The 16,531-nt window shown below is 33.9% G+C and carries 16 protein-coding genes and 1 pseudogene; 5 read left to right on the forward strand and 12 right to left on the reverse strand.

Annotation, left to right across the window (positions count from 1 at the left end; all coding sequences use genetic code 11):
* Positions 1 to 111 precede the first annotated feature (111 nt).
* From CPG45_RS07655 to CPG45_RS07665, 3 genes are all read left to right on the forward strand, one after another.
* Positions 112 to 465, forward strand: a complete 354-nt coding sequence (locus CPG45_RS07655) for an ArsR/SmtB family transcription factor (protein WP_172856510.1) — start codon at positions 112 to 114, stop codon at positions 463 to 465.
* Positions 466 to 727: 262 nt separating this feature from the next.
* The gene (locus CPG45_RS07660) at positions 728 to 1,672 is read left to right on the forward strand and encodes a permease (protein ID WP_096231353.1); all 945 of its coding nucleotides are present in this window, start codon (positions 728 to 730) and stop codon (positions 1,670 to 1,672) included.
* A gap of 14 nt (positions 1,673 to 1,686) precedes the next feature.
* Positions 1,687 to 1,920 (forward strand): thioredoxin family protein, encoded by a 234-nt coding sequence (locus tag CPG45_RS07665; protein ID WP_096231354.1) that lies wholly within the window; start codon positions 1,687 to 1,689, stop codon positions 1,918 to 1,920.
* A gap of 500 nt (positions 1,921 to 2,420) precedes the next feature.
* On the opposite strand, the gene CPG45_RS07675 is transcribed toward CPG45_RS07665, so the two are convergent.
* The 10 genes and pseudogenes from CPG45_RS07675 to CPG45_RS07720 all read right to left on the reverse strand — a co-directional run bounded on the left by CPG45_RS07675 (position 2,421) and on the right by CPG45_RS07720 (position 9,323).
* A complete protein-coding gene (locus CPG45_RS07675) occupies positions 2,421 to 2,807 on the reverse strand; it encodes a MerR family transcriptional regulator (RefSeq protein ID WP_096231356.1) in 387 nt (128 codons plus the stop codon).
* Between the two features lie 332 nt (positions 2,808 to 3,139).
* The gene (locus tag CPG45_RS07680) at positions 3,140 to 3,457 is read right to left on the reverse strand and encodes a cupin domain-containing protein (protein ID WP_231969051.1); all 318 of its coding nucleotides are present in this window, start codon (positions 3,455 to 3,457) and stop codon (positions 3,140 to 3,142) included.
* A 78-nt stretch (positions 3,458 to 3,535) separates the two neighbouring features.
* Positions 3,536 to 3,772 carry a 4Fe-4S dicluster domain-containing protein gene (locus tag CPG45_RS07685; RefSeq protein WP_197702847.1) on the reverse strand — a complete coding sequence of 79 codons (237 nt, stop codon included), beginning with the start codon at positions 3,770 to 3,772 and terminating at the stop codon, positions 3,536 to 3,538.
* A 155-nt stretch (positions 3,773 to 3,927) separates the two neighbouring features.
* Positions 3,928 to 4,560 (reverse strand): flavodoxin family protein, encoded by a 633-nt coding sequence (locus tag CPG45_RS07690; RefSeq protein ID WP_096231357.1) that lies wholly within the window; start codon positions 4,558 to 4,560, stop codon positions 3,928 to 3,930.
* A gap of 348 nt (positions 4,561 to 4,908) precedes the next feature.
* A complete protein-coding gene (locus CPG45_RS17900; RefSeq protein ID WP_255405157.1) occupies positions 4,909 to 5,037 on the reverse strand; it encodes a hypothetical protein in 129 nt (42 codons plus the stop codon).
* A gap of 204 nt (positions 5,038 to 5,241) precedes the next feature.
* Positions 5,242 to 5,847 (reverse strand): flavodoxin, encoded by a 606-nt coding sequence (locus CPG45_RS07700; protein ID WP_231969052.1) that lies wholly within the window; start codon positions 5,845 to 5,847, stop codon positions 5,242 to 5,244.
* A 164-nt stretch (positions 5,848 to 6,011) separates the two neighbouring features.
* A complete protein-coding gene (locus tag CPG45_RS07705) occupies positions 6,012 to 7,184 on the reverse strand; it encodes an iron-containing alcohol dehydrogenase (RefSeq protein WP_096231359.1) in 1,173 nt (390 codons plus the stop codon).
* Positions 7,185 to 7,428: 244 nt separating this feature from the next.
* Entirely contained in the window at positions 7,429 to 7,710 is a 282-nt protein-coding gene (locus CPG45_RS07710; RefSeq protein WP_096231360.1) for a hypothetical protein, read from the reverse strand.
* A 211-nt stretch (positions 7,711 to 7,921) separates the two neighbouring features.
* Positions 7,922 to 8,711, reverse strand: a pseudogene (locus CPG45_RS07715) (amidoligase family protein).
* A gap of 144 nt (positions 8,712 to 8,855) precedes the next feature.
* The gene (locus tag CPG45_RS07720) at positions 8,856 to 9,323 is read right to left on the reverse strand and encodes a transposase (RefSeq protein WP_096231361.1); all 468 of its coding nucleotides are present in this window, start codon (positions 9,321 to 9,323) and stop codon (positions 8,856 to 8,858) included.
* 368 nt (positions 9,324 to 9,691) lie between these two features.
* Between CPG45_RS07720 and polX the strand changes: the two genes are divergently transcribed.
* The gene (gene polX / locus CPG45_RS07725) at positions 9,692 to 11,398 is read left to right on the forward strand and encodes a DNA polymerase/3'-5' exonuclease PolX (RefSeq protein WP_096231362.1); all 1,707 of its coding nucleotides are present in this window, start codon (positions 9,692 to 9,694) and stop codon (positions 11,396 to 11,398) included.
* A gap of 66 nt (positions 11,399 to 11,464) precedes the next feature.
* Here the strand turns inward: polX and CPG45_RS07730 are convergent, their stop codons facing one another.
* Together CPG45_RS07730 and ltaE are read right to left on the reverse strand one after the other, a co-directional pair.
* Positions 11,465 to 13,510 carry an SPFH domain-containing protein gene (locus CPG45_RS07730; protein WP_096231363.1) on the reverse strand — a complete coding sequence of 682 codons (2,046 nt, stop codon included), beginning with the start codon at positions 13,508 to 13,510 and terminating at the stop codon, positions 11,465 to 11,467.
* 304 nt (positions 13,511 to 13,814) lie between these two features.
* On the reverse strand, positions 13,815 to 14,852 hold the full coding sequence (ltaE, locus tag CPG45_RS07735) for a low-specificity L-threonine aldolase (RefSeq protein ID WP_096231364.1): 1,038 nt from the start codon (positions 14,850 to 14,852) through the stop codon (positions 13,815 to 13,817).
* Positions 14,853 to 15,120: 268 nt separating this feature from the next.
* On the opposite strand from ltaE, the gene CPG45_RS07740 reads away from it, so the two are divergent.
* Positions 15,121 to 16,260: an aldo/keto reductase gene (locus tag CPG45_RS07740; protein WP_096231365.1), complete on the forward strand. Its 1,140-nt coding sequence runs from the start codon at positions 15,121 to 15,123 to the stop codon at positions 16,258 to 16,260.
* The last annotated feature ends 271 nt before the right edge of the window (positions 16,261 to 16,531 follow it).

Here is a 16,531-nt window from a genome sequence, read left to right on the forward strand (position 1 = left end):
AGATTAAAAGAATATATGAGTCTAAGGAAAAAAATGACGGTTTAGAATTCAGCATTTACTTATTTTATAAATTTTTGAGCCATGAACACAACGAAAGGAATGGATGTTAATATGAAAGGCAACATTACTGATGATTCAATAATTGATAAAATTGCTCTTTTTGGTAAAGCACTAAGTGATCCAAAAAGAATTGAAATGCTTAAGATGTTTGCGGAAAACAAAAGGTGCTTTGAAAAATCAGACGGCACAAAGGTTGAAAATAAAGAAGAAACACCAGATGGCATTTGTGTATGCCATTTTGTAAATGAATTTGATATGGCACAATCAAAAGTGTCATACCATATAAAAATATTAAAAGACGCAGGAATAATAAAAGAAACTGTTGTCGGCAAATGGAGGTACTATGACATTGATTTTGAAAAATTTAATGAAATATTGGATTTAATCAAAAATGTCTTTACATAATATGATTTTATCAATTAATGTTTACAAAGTACAATAAAGTGTTCTAGAATTATTGGTAGTTATTGGATTCACCTCCTTTCAGTGGAGGTTAATAATATTATATCATTTTTATCTATAAAAGTATGTTATTATTTCCCATATCTTCGTATATAAATTATTTAACCTTATATATCAAATATTTTTGATATAATTATTGACTTTTTATTTTTGAAGTTTTATAATTAACATGATGCATCAAAAATATTTGATATGAGGTGTAATCATGTTAAATTGGATAGCTGATTTTATTGTTTATAAGATGCTTGGTTTAAAAGGACATCTTGGTGATGCACTTCACTTTTTCATATATGATTCTATAAAGATATTTTTGCTTTTACTTATAATTATTTTTGCTGTCACATTTATCAGAAGTTATTTTCCACCTGAAAAGGTCAAAAAATACTTAAGTAAAAAGAATGAATATGTTGGAAATGTCTTAGCAGCGCTTTTAGGCATAGTTACGCCATTTTGTTCATGTTCAGCAGTACCACTATTCATAGGCTTTGTAGAATCAGGCATACCACTTGGCGTTACATTTTCATTTTTAATTTCATCACCGATGGTAAATGAAGTGGCCCTTGTTATGCTATGGGGATTATTTGGATGGAAGATATCGCTTATATACATTTTAACTGGTGTTATAGTTGCTATTATTTCAGGTATTGTGATAGGGAAATTACATCTTGAGCATCTTGTTGAGAGTTTTGTATATGAGATGAAAATGGGTGAAGAAGCATTAATTGCAGAAATAACTCTTAATGATAGAATAAATCAATCATTAAGCTATACAAAAAGCTTGATAAAGAAAATATGGCTTTATGTTCTTATTGGTATAGCACTTGGTGGATTCATACATGGATATGTACCGGCAGATTTCATCATAAAATATGCTGGGCGTGGTAATATATTTGCAGTACCTATAGCAGTATTAATCGGTATACCTATGTATTCAAATGCGGCTGGAACAATCCCGATAATCCAAGCGCTTTTAGGAAAGGGCATACAGATAGGTACAGCATTAGCACTAATGATGTCAATAACAGCATTATCACTGCCGGAATTGATTATTCTTAAGAATGTTTTAAAACCTAAGCTAATTGCTATTTTCGTTGGAATTGTAGGGATATCAATTATTTTTGTAGGTTATTTATTTAATTTTATAATATAGAAAGGATGATTTTAATGGATATCAAAATATTAGGCGGAGGCTGTATCAATTGCCGCAACCTTGAGAAAAACACTAGGGAAGCTTTAAAGGAATTAAACATTGAGGCAAACATAGAAGATGTAACAGACTTTAAAGAGATTGCAAAATACGGGATAATGAGGACCCCGGGGCTTGTTGTTGATGGTAAAGTTTTATCATACGGCAGAGTACCTGACAAAGATGAAATCAAAAATATGCTTTTAAAATGAGAGATGGAGAAATCCATCTCTCATTTACGTATAGAGTGCCTCAATATTTATTAAATTGCTTTATATTCGAGGAAATTGTACAATTTTTTTATTTCATCACTGAAACTTGATAAAAATCTATAGTTTTTCAGTGTCCTCCAATTAATATAGAATTTTTTTAACTGCCGTAGATATGTTTCCTCGTACAAGAACACAAACAAAAAAACAGGGCTTTCCGGCATCTTGACCACCTGTAAGCACTCCTGCCGTAGATGGCAAAACACCGTAAGACCCTGTATTTAAGCCATTTTGCGAGTCTTTAACCGTTTTTTTACATTTTGCATCAAAACCACGCACTCCACATGTGTTTTGATAGAAAGATAATACAGATACGCAGAAATATTGGCTTTGCGTAAAGATGAACCCACTAAAATAGAGGGATGTCGTGGCACTTTATAATTTATAGCTTAACGCAATAATAATCGATTATATTCTGGTTTCAGTTTAAGCCGCCCACAAAACTAATCCTCCGATCTTTTTAGTTCTTTTTCTTTTTCAACTAACAATTGTTCATATACTTCAATTTTATAATCCAGGCGTTCTAAAGTTTTCTTCATATCTTCTATTCTTTTTATTAGATGCTTACGTTGTTCAATTAAGAGTTCTTTTCTAGCCTCAATAGTTTCGTCACCTTGCTCAACCAGCGTAACATATTCAATCAATACTTCAATTGAAAGACCTGCATTTCGCATACATTTAATAAATTCAACCCACTTACAGTCTTCTTCCGTATAGTCCCTGTTTCCGCTTTTATTGCGGTTCACACGAGGAATCAGTCCGATTCGTTCATAATAGCGGAGTGTATCTTGTGATATATCAAATTTTTCACTTACTTCTGCAATCGTCATGCAATTTCACCTCCTGATATCCAATATTATAGCACTTAAAGTTAACTTCGAATCAAGAGTAAACTTATGAAAGTATGAATTATTCCATACTCTTTACTTATTAATTTTTCTACAGCCAAATTCAACGCCCATAAATCCTTGCTTATTTTCCAGTGAAACTTTATCGATACGTAAAAAGCTGAATGATGAGTTGCCCCGCCAGTCATCCAGCTTTTTCTCTTATACGTATATCCTTTTATTTTAAATTTTTATATTCTTCATCAGTTACTGGTTCCAACCAAACGGCGCCTCCCTTTTGGATATTAGTACTTATGGCGATGTGTGTAAACCAGCTATCCTGTAGCACCATGCCAATGTTTCACATACGGACGAATCTTTACTACATCCCCTTTATGAAGCACCTGTACCGGCTTGCCTTCCTCCTGATAATATCCTTTGCCACCGGTAACAAGCAGAATCTGACCACCTGGATGCTTATGCCAATTATTTCTTGCACCTGGTTCAAAAGTTACATTACCTATCGAGCAATTAAAAGTGTCGTCATTAGAAACTAGCATCTCAAGCCATGCTGCCCCTATGAAATAGTCATTCGTAATTTTTTCACCTTTCGGGAAGATTACACTTTCACTTAAATTATTTGATTTATCCATATTTTATCCTCCTTTATATCTTTATATTTATCTATTAAAGTTGTCGCAGCACCACAATTACTTATAAAAAAATATTGTCTAATTGCCAAATAACTTAACTGCCTGCTTCATTTTATTAATAATATCCACACCAAATGGACAGTTTTTCATACATATCCCACATTCTATGCACTCAATTGCATGATGTTCTAATAAGTCATAATGATTCTTTAATGTTTCAGGAACATCTTCTTGAATCAATGCTAAATCTAAATATTTATTTACTGATGCAATATCTATCTTTTTCGAACATGGGGCGCAATGTCCGCAATACATACAGTGTCCGCTAAATGAACTTCTTGGAGCATTTGCAAGAACTTCACTATAATCTTTTTCTTTATTGCTGGAAGTAGCATAGGCGGTTGCTGCAAGTATTTTCTTCCTAAAATTCGCTATTCTATTTTATACACCTCCTCACCTACATTGTGCTTTTATCGAATAAAGTTTGTAGATATATTTTCTTCTCTTTTTGGGAACGGGATTCCTGCTTTGATACCAGCCTCTTTACACTTTAAGAACCATGCCATATTTCTTCCTAATGTACGCATAATCTGCAATCCCTCTAAATCTTTTTTTACGTCCTCAGGCGTGAAGCCGTGTACCATGTTCCAGTATTTTGATGAAATAACCGGCATCTCCATCAATGTGAAATACTTATTAAGCTGGTCAAATGTTGCGGTCGTTCCTGCCCTTCTGGCAGAAACAACGGCGGCTGCCGGTTTTAAGTAAAAGGATCCCTTTCCAGAACATAAATCGGCAAAGAATGCGCGGTCCATAAAAGATGTAATAGCACCTCCTGCAGCCGCGTAATGTACAGGCGAACCAAATACAAAACCGTCAACATCTCCTGCAATTTCAAGAAAATCATTAACTCTGTCATGAAATACACAACGCCCGGTTTTGCGACAGTATCCACAATCAATGCATCCGGCTAACGGCTTGGTTCCAATCTGAAATATTTCGGTTTCAATCCCTTCTGCATTCAGTGTTTTAGCCACTTCTTCCAATGCCGTATAGGTACATCCCTTTTCGTGTGGGCTTCCATTCACTAATAATACTTTCATTTTTTTACCTCCTTGCTTAGTCCTTCTTCATATCTGTTTTCTTCCGTTGTATGTTTCTGACCTTCCACTGGAAGGGAAATGTTTTTTCCTTAAATGCTTCATTTATCTGATAAATGGAATTTAGCGTCTTTGAAAATCCGTGCATAGTCCGGGACGTACTTTTTCAGCTCATGCTCAAACCCTTTCTTAAGTTTTGAAAGAACCCTTGTCCTCGAGTATGTTACCTTGGAGTAGACAGCACCCAGATGAATCTTCTGATTATCTTGTCCCGCCGACATTTCAGCACCTATGCAATGGGCCCGCTGAACTGGAATCATACATGATTGTGTCCATCAGATTTATACCGTGTTACATGCAAAATGATGATGCCTTTGATTTCCTGCGGTGTGGCTTCGTGCATGTTTCCTGAGCCAATGTCGATGGTGCAACTTTTCCACCGTCATCAGGCAGGTCTCTATATTCAGCGTCTAAGTTCATTTTTGCTTTCTCTATAATTATTGATTATTCTTTGATAGGCTATGTTTTTTCCGATTCTGAACAAATTTCAGAACATAGTAAGTCACACAAATATAAATTCCCATGATGGAAAGGTAATCCGTAAAGAAAAACAAGTCTGATTCATCAAAGTTCCAATATGAAAATGATTCGCCATGCTCTTGATTGGGATTTGCCTGTCAATCTTTATTCTGTAATTCCGATTTCACGCAGCCACTCGGATACTTCATCCTGCGCAGTTTCTACATTTGATCCCCTAATTGCAAGACCATCCAGAATAGTTGACTGTGGGCAAAGTTTTTTGATATCCGTAACGCTTTGACCTAAAGCACTTCCCTCGTGTGTGCAAAATGGTACAATAGTTTTTCCAGAAAAATCAAATTCTTCCAAAAAAGTAAATACCGCCATCGGCATGGTTCCCCACCAGTTGGGATAACCAATGAAAATCACATTGTAGGAGTCCATGTTCTTAACCTTTGCTGCAAGTTTCGGTCTATAGTCATTTTTCTGTTCCTGCCTTGCTAGATTGACAACTGCATTATAATTGTTAGGATATGAATCTACGGTCTTAATTTCAAAAATATCACCTCCCACGCTTTCGTGAATTTGATTGGCGATTACTCGAGTATTCCCAGAATGTGAAAAATATGCTACAAGAATATTTTCTGTTTTTGACATTGGTTGTTCATCCTTTCCATTTGTATTATCCGTATTTGGCGGACTAATTTCTTTTATATCAGCGACATTGTTACTATCATTCTCTGTTTCTGTCTGTGTGCTTTCATCCGACACAGCAGACTATTTGGTTCTGCTATATACTATCAGTATCGCTGTTGTTCGTACAACTGTCTCTACAGGCGGTGAAAAAAGTATTAATGCAAGAATCAATACAATATTCTTTTTATCGAGTTTTACTCCTAACTGTTTATTTAATTGTTTGGTTCTAGAATTGATTTTTACTTGTAGGATGCTTCGTAAATAGCAACACAATCTTCAATGCTGAGTTCGCTTCTGTCACACAGGAACAATCCGCCCATCGTATCCTTTGCATTTTTGGCCATTGTTTCAAATTCTTCTGGTTTGATACCATAGTCGGACATTTTGAGGTCTGCAACTCTGCATTCTTCCTGCAATTTTACTAACATTGTGATGAAATCCATCGGCTCTTTCGCATCTTCCATTCCCATAGCTTTTGCCATCTTTATAAATCTATCATTACACACATGCTTGTTAATAAAATGTGTAAAGTAAGCTTTACTCAACATAATTAGTCCAGCTCCATGTGGAAGATCCTGATGAAATGCTGACATTGCGTGTTCTAAGGAATGCTGACTTGTAACAGCCCCAACACACATCACCACACCGGAAAGAGTATTCCCAAATGCCACCTTTTCACGTGCATCGATGTCGTTTCCATCTTTAACTGCTTTTGCAAGATTTCGTGCAATATTTTCAATCGCTGTAATTGCGTACATATCACTCATAAGGTTAGCTCCATTTGAAATATAGCCCTCTACACTATGAAATAACGCATCGAAGCCTTGATACGCAGTATATTTTGGTGGTACAGTAAGCATAAGTTCAGGGTCAACAATTGCCAAAACAGGAAATAGATCGTCAATACCGCCGAATCCTATTTTTTCATGCTTTTCTTCATTGGTCACAACGCCCCATGGGTCAACTTCGGAGCCTGTACCTGCTGTAGTAGTAATTGCGATTATAGGGAGCGGTTTATGTTCTATTGGCATTCCTTTTCCACTTCCACCATGGACATAGTCCCAACAATCACCATCGTTCGTTGCCATAACTGCTATAGCCTTTGCTGCGTCCATACAACTGCCACCGCCTAAAGCAACAATGAAGTCACAATTGTTTTCTCTTGCAAATGCTCCACCTGCCATAACTGTTGATTTCAATGGATTAGGTTCAACTTTATCAAATACCACAAATTCTACTCCTGCTAATCTCAACTGTTCTTCTGTTCTTGCAAGGTATCCGTTTGCTTTTGTAGATTTTCCGTTTGAAATAACAATCATAGCCTTTTTGCCAGGCATTTTTTGTGCATGCAAATTACTTAATTGGCCTGCTCCGAATAAAACTCTTGTAGGTACATACATGTTAAAACTCATATTGAATCCTCCTCATTAAATAATTTTTTTAAAATTGTATTTTTGTAAACCTTTATTTTGTAGTTTATCGTGACAAGGTTTTTTTATCACTTCTTTCTTGACTACAAGTTGTTTACTTATTTCTGCAATAGTCATATTTTACCTCATCGAGATTTATTCTATCACTTTGAGTTAACTCCAAGTCAAGCACTTTTTAGTAGAATTATTATATTGCATCATCAAAGCCTGTATGCTTTAAAACTAATTATTTTTTAGAATACCTTTCTCTAATATCGTCAAGGAAAACTTTAACGTTAGGTAAGTCTGGTTTAACATATAAATATCTTTCTGCTATTTCAAGTCCATCTTTAGTTTTCCAAACAAAGATACTAAAATAATCATTTATGGTTTTTCCACCTGATATTTTAATATCATAACCATTATTCAAATCTAAATAAATGCAATTCTCAAAATCAATTGTTTTTACAGTATAAGGTTTTCCTAAATACTCTAATAATCTTTTCTTTCCTTTTGATATCTTTTTCATTATAAAACCTTCTTTCTTTTAATAATTAAAAATAGAGCTTTTAAGCTCTACGGTTTTAAATCCTGTATTTTATTTAAATTACTAAGCAGAAAAATTTATTACCCTACAGCTATTCTTTCTTGTCTCCCGTTTTTGAATGCTATATCACCTTCAAGTTCTGTAAGTAAATGATACCTTGCTGTTTTAAATTCTTCTCCTATAAGTCCAAGCCTTAAAAGCAATGTTCTAAAGGTATATTTTTCGTTTGTGCTTTTGGTTTTTCTTGAACTTGCACTACTTTTGTCAATACTTGGTTGCTTATTGCAAGACATAATTGTATGTAGGATTTAATCTTTCCTGCATGGGTTGTAATATTAAAACTTCTAAACTCAACTGTATTTCCATTAAAAAAACTGTGCAGGTTAAGTCCATAATATCTACTTCTATGGTAGTGTTTATTTCTATCTTCATCAAAGTAGCCTTCATACCAAAGGTCTGCAAACTTTTCTAAAGTATCTGGCTTTCTTTTATTAAGCTTATCTAAGAAAACTCTGTCTACTTTCTTGCAATATCTGCTTTCCCTTCTGATATCAATCTTTAATGCTTTGTAAATTAAATTCTCCTTGCTCGCTATAATGTTTACCAAGTTTCTAAGTGTCCTTGGTGTAAAAGGTGATTTATCAACATGAATATGAATACCACAATTAGAGTTTACAAAGGCTCATTCTTTTCTTAAAGCTCTTATAATCTCCTGTACTATTTCAATATCTTCGTATTTGCATATTGGAGAAACAATCTCTACTCTGTAAGTATTATCAGCTTCAACTATTTCTTTGTGGATTAAGACTTGAATCATTAATTATCTTCCAAACCCTGCTTTGGAAATCCTCAACCCTCCAAGCATCATAAGCTTCACCAATATGTTTAACATCTGTTCTAAAGTAACTTGCAATGGTCTTTGCTGCTCTTTCTCTTGTAATACCAGTTACCTCTATCTCTATACCTAAACACAAATTTTTCATATCCAAGAACTTCCTATAGGCTATATATGTGTTTTTTGTTTTATGAGGAAATTGCACAATTAAACTTTAACTTTTGAAGCTAAAAAAGACAATAGCAAAGCTAAGCATATCAATGCCTGTGGATAAGTTATGAACTTTGAAAATTTAATTAAGCTGTTTTTGGTAATGATTTAGTAGCATTAACGACAATATACCTGCAATAAGTATAATACAGTTTAATAAAGCAAAGGTTTTAGCTTTTAATATTAATTGTTTAAAGTCTTCCTTAAGAACTTCCGACTCTGATATTAGGTTTAAAAATCTGCTAAAGGTTGATGTGGATGGTACAGAACCCAATACATTAAAAACACAGTTATATTTAAATACAGGGTCTGATTTTAATCTATCCACAAGCTTTACTATATTTTGAATTTTCTCAAGTTGCATAGCAATCAAGGCGTAAAGCAAAGGTAATGGGTCATATCCTTTAGGTCCTCTTTTATATTCAGGCCTTGATAGTGAAAGCAAGACATTTGAGAAATCAAACTGCGACAAAACCATTTCAAGTTTTGTTTCTGATTGAAATTTTATTAATTCGTTAAAGGAAAATAAGCATTCTTGTCGAATATACATAAGTAGGTTCAGCTCTTTTGCTAGAATTGGGTTATTACTTATAATATATTCGACATTTGGGGTGAACTTCCTTTTTTGTTTCTTAAATAGTCAGTAATATCAAGCTATTTAAAATAAGAAATTTGCTCATTCTACTACTATGGTATAATATAGTAGAGAGCATCAAATTAGAATTAAGAGTTCAAGAAGCATTAGGAAATTTATGGTACTTAAGGTGATTTTGGCAAATCATTTGTCTATTTTAAAGATAAGGATAATATAATAATGATGAGTTATATGCTTGATGTCTCTACGGGAGCAGAAGACTATAGAAAAGTATATAAAAGAAGGCAGGAAAGGATGAAACAATCTTAAAAGAAGTGATTAAAATGGATAAAAAGATTATTGTAGATATATTGAATGAAATAGGGCTTTTATTGGAATTAAAGGGAGAGAACCCTTTTAAATCAAGGGCATATTATAATGCTGCCCGAACAATAGAAGTACTTGATGAAGACATTGAAACACTTGTAAAAGAGGACAGATTAAAAGATGTAAAGGGAATCGGTGATGCACTAAATAAGAAGCTAACTGAGCTTATAAATACAGGTAAACTTCAATATTATGAAAACCTGAAAGAGTCAATACCGAAGGGACTCATCGAAATGCTAAAGATTCCAGGGCTTGGTCCTAAAAAAATAAAAGCACTATACGATAAATTGAAGATAACCACAATCGGCGAGCTTGAATATGCCTGTATTGAAAACAGGCTTGTAGAATTACCCGGCTTTGGTGAAAAGACGCAGAAGAAAATCCTTGACGGTATACAGTTTATAAAGCAGTTCAGCGGTCAGCATCTTTTTGTTGAAGCATATGATGATGCTATTAAATTAAAACAGTATTTGTTAGATAGTGGACTTGTAATAAGATGCGAGATTGCAGGAAGTTTAAGGCGTAAAAAAGAGATTGTAAAAGATATTGATATACTTGCAACATCAGATAACCCTGGAAAACTTATGGATATATTTGCATTATATGAAGATGTAAGAGATATCATAGCAAAAGGTGAAACAAAGACCAGTATAACATTAAAATCCGGTATAAATGTAGACCTGAGAGTCGTAAGTGATAGTGAATACCCATATGCACTGCACCATTTTACAGGCAGTAAAGAGCACAATACTGCCATGAGACATAGGGCAAGAAAAATGGGAATAAAGATGAACGAATATGGTCTATTTTACGGTGAGAAATTAATAAAATGCAATAATGAGAAAGAAATTTTCGAAAAACTTAATCTGTCATATATTCCTCCGGAATTAAGAGAAAATATGGGAGAGATAGAAGCTGCGGAAAATGGCTTGATACCTTTATTAATTGAAGAAAATGATATTAAAGGTATTTTTCATGTACATACAACATATAGTGATGGTGCAAATTTACTGAAAGAAGTGGTAGATGCTGCAAGAAAACTCGGATATAAGTATATTGGTATAACAGATCACAGCAAGTCTGCATTTTATGCAAGCGGGTTAAAAGGAGAGGATGTAATAAGACAATCTGATGAAATAGATGAATTAAATAATATTTATGATGATATAGTCATATTGAAAGGTATAGAATCGGATATTCTACCAGATGGTTCACTTGATTATGATGAAGATATATTGAAAAAATTTGATTTTGTAATTGCATCTGTACATTCACATTTTAAAATGACTAAAGATGATATGACAGAAAGGCTTATTAAAGCCATAAAAAATAAATATACAAAAATATTGGGACATCCTACAGGTAGGCTTTTACTTGCAAGGGACAGCTATGAATTAGATCTATATAGGATAATTGATACTGCCGCTGAATATGGCAAAATAATCGAAATAAATGCAAGCCCATATAGACTTGACCTCGATTGGAGATATATAAAATACGCCAAAGATAAAGGCGTAAAATTTGCCATATGTCCTGATGCACATAGCATAGATGGCCTTCACAATGTATTCTTTGGCATCGGCATTGCAAGAAAAGGTTGGCTTGAGGCAAAAGACGTGATAAATACATATGAAGTTGAAGAATTAAATGAGATATTAAGATGAATTAATTAATATAAGAATTGTTCAATAATAAGATAGAATGATAAATAAATAGCTGCATTATAGCAGCTATTTATCTTCTTTTTCCTTTGCTGGTGCAGCTTGATCCTGTGTTTCTTTTACTAGTTCTTCCTTTTCTTTATTACTTTCTTCGATAGATTTTAATATTGCTTCTTTTATCTTTTTGACCCTTTCGCTTTCTTCTTTATTTAAATTCATATCAGTGCTTAATTTGACTCCAAGTTTATCACCAATTAAGAGAGTTAGGAGCATTTCAAAGGCATTTGCAGCAGAATTTCCGCCCTCAGCTCCACCCATGCTTATAACTGTCTTTGGAACAATATCTATTTTTGATGTTTCAATTGCTTTTGTAAATTTGTCCATAATATCCTGTGTTACTTGATACTGTGGACCACCGTATGATTTTACCTGTTCAGATACCGCTATAGCTTTACCTATACCGATTCTCGCTTCTTTCTCTGCTTCTGCTTCTGCAAGTGCTTTGATCTTCGCTGCTTCTTGCAATGACCTCTGGTATTCAGCTTTACCTTTGTTGCCTTCTATCTGAATATTTATTTCTGATTCTGTAAGAAAAGTCTGCTGTGCTGACCTTGCTTCTGCTTCTTTTAATTCCTTAGCCTTTTCAGCGGCTTTTTGCTGTCTTGTAAATGTCTCTATTTGTTCAACAGCTATCTGCCTATCTCTCAATTGTGTAAGTATAAGTTCAATTTTGTTGTCATTTGGTGATGATGAAGGTGTACCAATCAATACTTCTTCAAGTTCAAGGTTGTAGTGCTCGAATTTTTCCTTCATCTCTTTTGAAGCCATATTCTGAATTTCGCTTCTTTGTTGAATAAGATCTATTAATGTCTTTGTCTGACCTATGTTTTTGAAATATGCAGATACCATTGGGTCAAGTGTTTGGTCAACAAGCATTTTTATATCGCCAAATCGTTGTATTACGAGCGGAGCTTTTTTATAATCTATATGCATAACAACCGATAGAGGCAAAGATGGCTCAAAAGCATCTTTAGTTATGAGGCTTACTTCTTTTAAATTTTCGTCATATTTATGTGTACCGCTCTGATTGCTTATCCATTTCAATATGATATTAGTCGTTGGCACCATCAGTATATGACCTGCATATGTGTTAAAAGCATATTTGCCAGGCATGAGAGGATCTCTCCATACTCCCCTAAAACCTTTTTCTACAAGTTCGCCGTGTTTGTAATCTTCACCAGATGAATCAATTCCTTTTGAACCAATATATGATACAACGACACCGACATTACCAACGGGGATTACTATCTTATCTATTAATTCAACTGTAGCAAAAAGCCTATTAATAAAATATGTGCCTTCTACAAGAACTTGATATTGTCTTCCTCTAAAACCGCCAGCTTTTAAGAATTTTTCAGGATCCTGGAAGTTGTTGTGGTATGTCTCGGGATTCGATACATCATCACCGACAGTAGGTGCTATTATATCGTTCTGATTTAGTGATGGGCCATCATGTACGGTAACAATGCCTACTTTATCATCTGTACCCTTTATGACAATTGGTGTAAAGCCGTTTCTGCTTTTTAAAAGTTCAGCCATTTTATTAATTGTGCTTTCCTCTGAACGGTTTCCCATAGGAAGGTAATATGTTTTATCTTCTGTAATTATCATAAATTGTGCTAAGTTAAAAGCATAGGTTCCTTCACGAATTATTCCTCTTTGAGGACCTTTTTGACCACCATTAGTCAAAAAACCTCTTACATTTTGGAAGTTGTCACTTTCTGGTATAATTTTACCAAGTGTTTGCGTTGGTGCCATTGGAATACCGTCACGTGCAAAGACATATCCTATTTGCCCTTGCGGTATAGTTACAAGTGGAGCTATATGAATTTTATACATTAGAGGTGTGCGAAAATGTATACCTCCCCTTAAGACCTCTGGTTGATAACCGGCTTCACCGTGTAATGCAATTATCTGTTCATTGAGTGAGCCCTTCGGTGACCACCATTTTTCAACTATGCCAATTTTGTTATTTGGGATTATCTTTAAGCCGATAATCCAGAGTAATAGGATTATTGCGACAATAATTAATGCGATTTTAATTATTAAAAACATTAAAAAACCTCCCTTTATCATTATATTTATTATATTCGATAAAAAATAAAAATAACCTGCAAACATTGTAAAATATTTTTTAATTAGAGGAATTTTAAAAATAATATAGAATATTAATAAATAATATGATTTTAAGGGAGGTGTAATTATGGCATTGGCATTTCCTATTCTTGTTTTATATATTACATTATTCGGTATTTCGATATATACCCTTTGTTTAATTATAATTTTCTTAAGGAAAGCAATTACAGCATTAGACATCTATATCAATAAAAATGGGCAATATTAAGAGCAATAGTTTTTCCTATTGTTCTTTTATAATGTTTTGCATAACATTTAGAACTTTCTTGATATCGTCTTTTTTTACGTAGTAATGTGTTACAAATCTAACATTAAAATCATCAGCACCATTTACTTTGATGCCGTGTTCTAATAGTTTTGACGATAGTTCGGATCCTTTCATTCTGGTTCCGGATATATCTGACATCACTATGTTAGTCTGAACCGTATCAATATCAACTTTAATACCAGGTATATTATTGAGGCCTTCTGCCAGAAGTCTTGCATTTTCATGGTCTTCATGTAACCTCTTTGTCATTTTTTCAAGTGCGACAATACCCGCAGCTGCTATAATACCAGCTTGTCTCATGCCACCACCCAACATTTTGCGGTATTTTTTCGCTCTTATAATGAATTCCTTCGTGCCTGTTACAATTGATCCTACAGGTGCACATAGTCCCTTTGACAAGCAGAACATTACACTATCGGCATATTTAGCAATTTCTTTTACATCTAGATTTAAATATGTCGCTGCATTAAAAATCCTAGCGCCGTCAAGATGTACAGGTATATTATGTTTTTTAGCTATTTCATAAATTGCACTCATAGTTTCAATCGGCGTTACTGTACCACCTGCTCTATTGTGAGTATTTTCAAGGCATATGAGGCCTGTTACAGGGTAATGGATATCTTCTGTCCTAATGGCCTTTTCTATGTCACTAGGATCCATAATGCCGTTTTCTCCTCTTATCGTTTTAGCTTGTACACCTGAGAGATATCCGATGCCACCTACTTCATATGTAATGATATGGCACCTTTCTTCGAGGATTATCTCATTGCCGTGGTGTGTATGTGTCATAATAGAAACTTGATTTCCTTGTGTGCCGCTTGTCACAAACATGGCATCTTCTTTTCCCATAATATCTGCTGCCATCTCTTCAAGCTTTTTTATTGTCGGATCTTCTCTGTAAACATCATCGCCTACTTTGGCATTATACATGGCATCTCTCATTTCTTGCGTTGGCAATGTCACTGTATCACTTCTTAAATCTATATATCCCAATTATCTTACCTCCAGTACATTAAAGATTAATTTCTATCTAAATAATAGGTTATCATTAATGATATGTTAAAGCAATATTTACACTGTTTATTGTGATGGAAAAATTATCTTTAAATACCATTTAAGTCAATTTACATTGTGTGTAAAGGTAAAATGTTAGGTCGTATACTATTTATTCGATTTAATTAGAAATTTTGTAATATCAAAAGTTGATGTTATAATTTTATTAGCATGTATAAAAAATTGAATATATTGGAGGAGGGGTTTTATGCAGTACAGGAAATTTGGAAGAACGGGTATAGAAGTGTCGGCACTTGGTTTTGGTGCAATGAGACTACCGATTGTTGGCGATGATTATAGTAAAATTGATGAAAATGAAGCAATTAAGATGATAAGATTTGCAATTGACAATGGTGTAAATTACGTTGACACAGCATATGCATACCATGAAGGAAATAGTGAGATTTTAGTCGGCAAAGCATTAAAAGATGGTTACAGGGAAAAGACAAATCTCGCGACGAAGCTTCCGTCATGGCTTATAAAAGAGAAAGCTGATATGGACAAATACTTGAATGAACAGTTAAAAAAACTCGATACAGATCATATCGATTTTTATCTCTTACATGCCCTAGATAAGGAAAGATGGGAGAACTATAAAAAACTTGATGTGTTTAGCTGGATCGATAAAGTTAAAAAAGAAGGCAAAATAAGGTATATCGGTTTTTCATTTCATGATGAATATGATGTATTTAAAGGCATTATTGATGATTATGATAAATGGGACTTTTGCCAGATTCAGTACAATTACATGGATATTAATAATCAAGCGGGTACAAAAGGATTAAAATATGCAGCGTCAAAGGGACTTGGTGTTGTAATAATGGAGCCTATTAGAGGTGGAAAACTTGCGGGGAATCCACCTGATGTTATTAAAGAATTATGGGACAAGTCAAAAGTAAAAAGGACACCCGCCGAATGGGCATTACAATGGGTATGGAATCACCCGGAAGTATCTATTGTTTTAAGTGGTATGAGTACGATGGAGCAAGTTATACAAAATATTGAGAGCGCTTCAAGGTCTGGTGCAAATAGTTTTACTGAAGAAGAGCTAGAGCTTGTCGATCAAGTTAGAAATACTTATAAAAAGCTTTCACCGGTTGCATGTACTGCTTGTAACTATTGTATGCCATGCCCGAATGGCGTTATGATACCAAGGAATTTCGCTATTTATAATGAAGCTTGTATGTACAATAATTACAAAGAGGCTTTGAACAATTATAATAATTTAAAGGATGGCAAAGCAAGTTCATGTATTGAGTGTGGTCAGTGTGAAACTAAATGTCCACAGCATTTAACAATTATTGATTATCTAAAAGATGTGAAAAAGTATTTTAAAGAAGCTATATAAGAAGATGATTTTTCATCTTCTTTTTCAAATATTCAAGCTGAATGTCGTAAGTACGATGATAGAAGAGAGCATAATGCACAGCATCAAAAGTATTATTACAATGGTTAGATAAAATTTTTTATCCATATGTATTCACTCCCTTAAAATTCCCCCTTATATATTAAGACGTAAAATTTATTAATTGTTTCATGTTAATTAAAATTTTTTTAGGGGCTTGTATTAGTAGTAAAATTATGAAATAATAAAACAGTAAGACTATATTAAAAGAAGG

It is taken from the genome of Thermoanaerobacterium sp. RBIITD (assembly GCF_900205865.1).
In the GTDB taxonomy this organism is placed as follows: Bacteria; Bacillota; Thermoanaerobacteria; order Thermoanaerobacterales; family Thermoanaerobacteraceae; genus Thermoanaerobacterium.

Excerpts from the sequence above, each read along its gene's own strand:
- CPG45_RS07685 (WP_197702847.1), bottom strand. The coding sequence starts at position 3,772 with ATGTATTGCGGACATTGCGCCCCATGTTCGAAAAAGATAGATATTGCA.
- CPG45_RS07660 (WP_096231353.1), top strand. The coding sequence starts at position 728 with ATGTTAAATTGGATAGCTGATTTTATTGTTTATAAGATGCTTGGTTTA.
- CPG45_RS07655 (WP_172856510.1), top strand. The coding sequence starts at position 112 with ATGAAAGGCAACATTACTGATGATTCAATAATTGATAAAATTGCTCTT.
- CPG45_RS07665 (WP_096231354.1), top strand. The coding sequence starts at position 1,687 with ATGGATATCAAAATATTAGGCGGAGGCTGTATCAATTGCCGCAACCTT.
- CPG45_RS07720 (WP_096231361.1), bottom strand. The coding sequence starts at position 9,323 with ATGTATATTCGACAAGAATGCTTATTTTCCTTTAACGAATTAATAAAA.
- CPG45_RS07740 (WP_096231365.1), top strand. The coding sequence starts at position 15,121 with ATGCAGTACAGGAAATTTGGAAGAACGGGTATAGAAGTGTCGGCACTT.
- CPG45_RS07730 (WP_096231363.1), bottom strand. The coding sequence starts at position 13,510 with ATGTTTTTAATAATTAAAATCGCATTAATTATTGTCGCAATAATCCTA.
- CPG45_RS07705 (WP_096231359.1), bottom strand. The coding sequence starts at position 7,184 with ATGAGTTTTAACATGTATGTACCTACAAGAGTTTTATTCGGAGCAGGC.
- CPG45_RS07710 (WP_096231360.1), bottom strand. The coding sequence starts at position 7,710 with ATGAAAAAGATATCAAAAGGAAAGAAAAGATTATTAGAGTATTTAGGA.
- CPG45_RS07675 (WP_096231356.1), bottom strand. The coding sequence starts at position 2,807 with ATGACGATTGCAGAAGTAAGTGAAAAATTTGATATATCACAAGATACA.
- CPG45_RS07680 (WP_231969051.1), bottom strand. The coding sequence starts at position 3,457 with ATGGATAAATCAAATAATTTAAGTGAAAGTGTAATCTTCCCGAAAGGT.
- CPG45_RS07690 (WP_096231357.1), bottom strand. The coding sequence starts at position 4,560 with ATGAAAGTATTATTAGTGAATGGAAGCCCACACGAAAAGGGATGTACC.
- CPG45_RS17900 (WP_255405157.1), bottom strand. The coding sequence starts at position 5,037 with ATGAACTTAGACGCTGAATATAGAGACCTGCCTGATGACGGTGGAAAA.
- polX (WP_096231362.1), top strand. The coding sequence starts at position 9,692 with ATGGATAAAAAGATTATTGTAGATATATTGAATGAAATAGGGCTTTTA.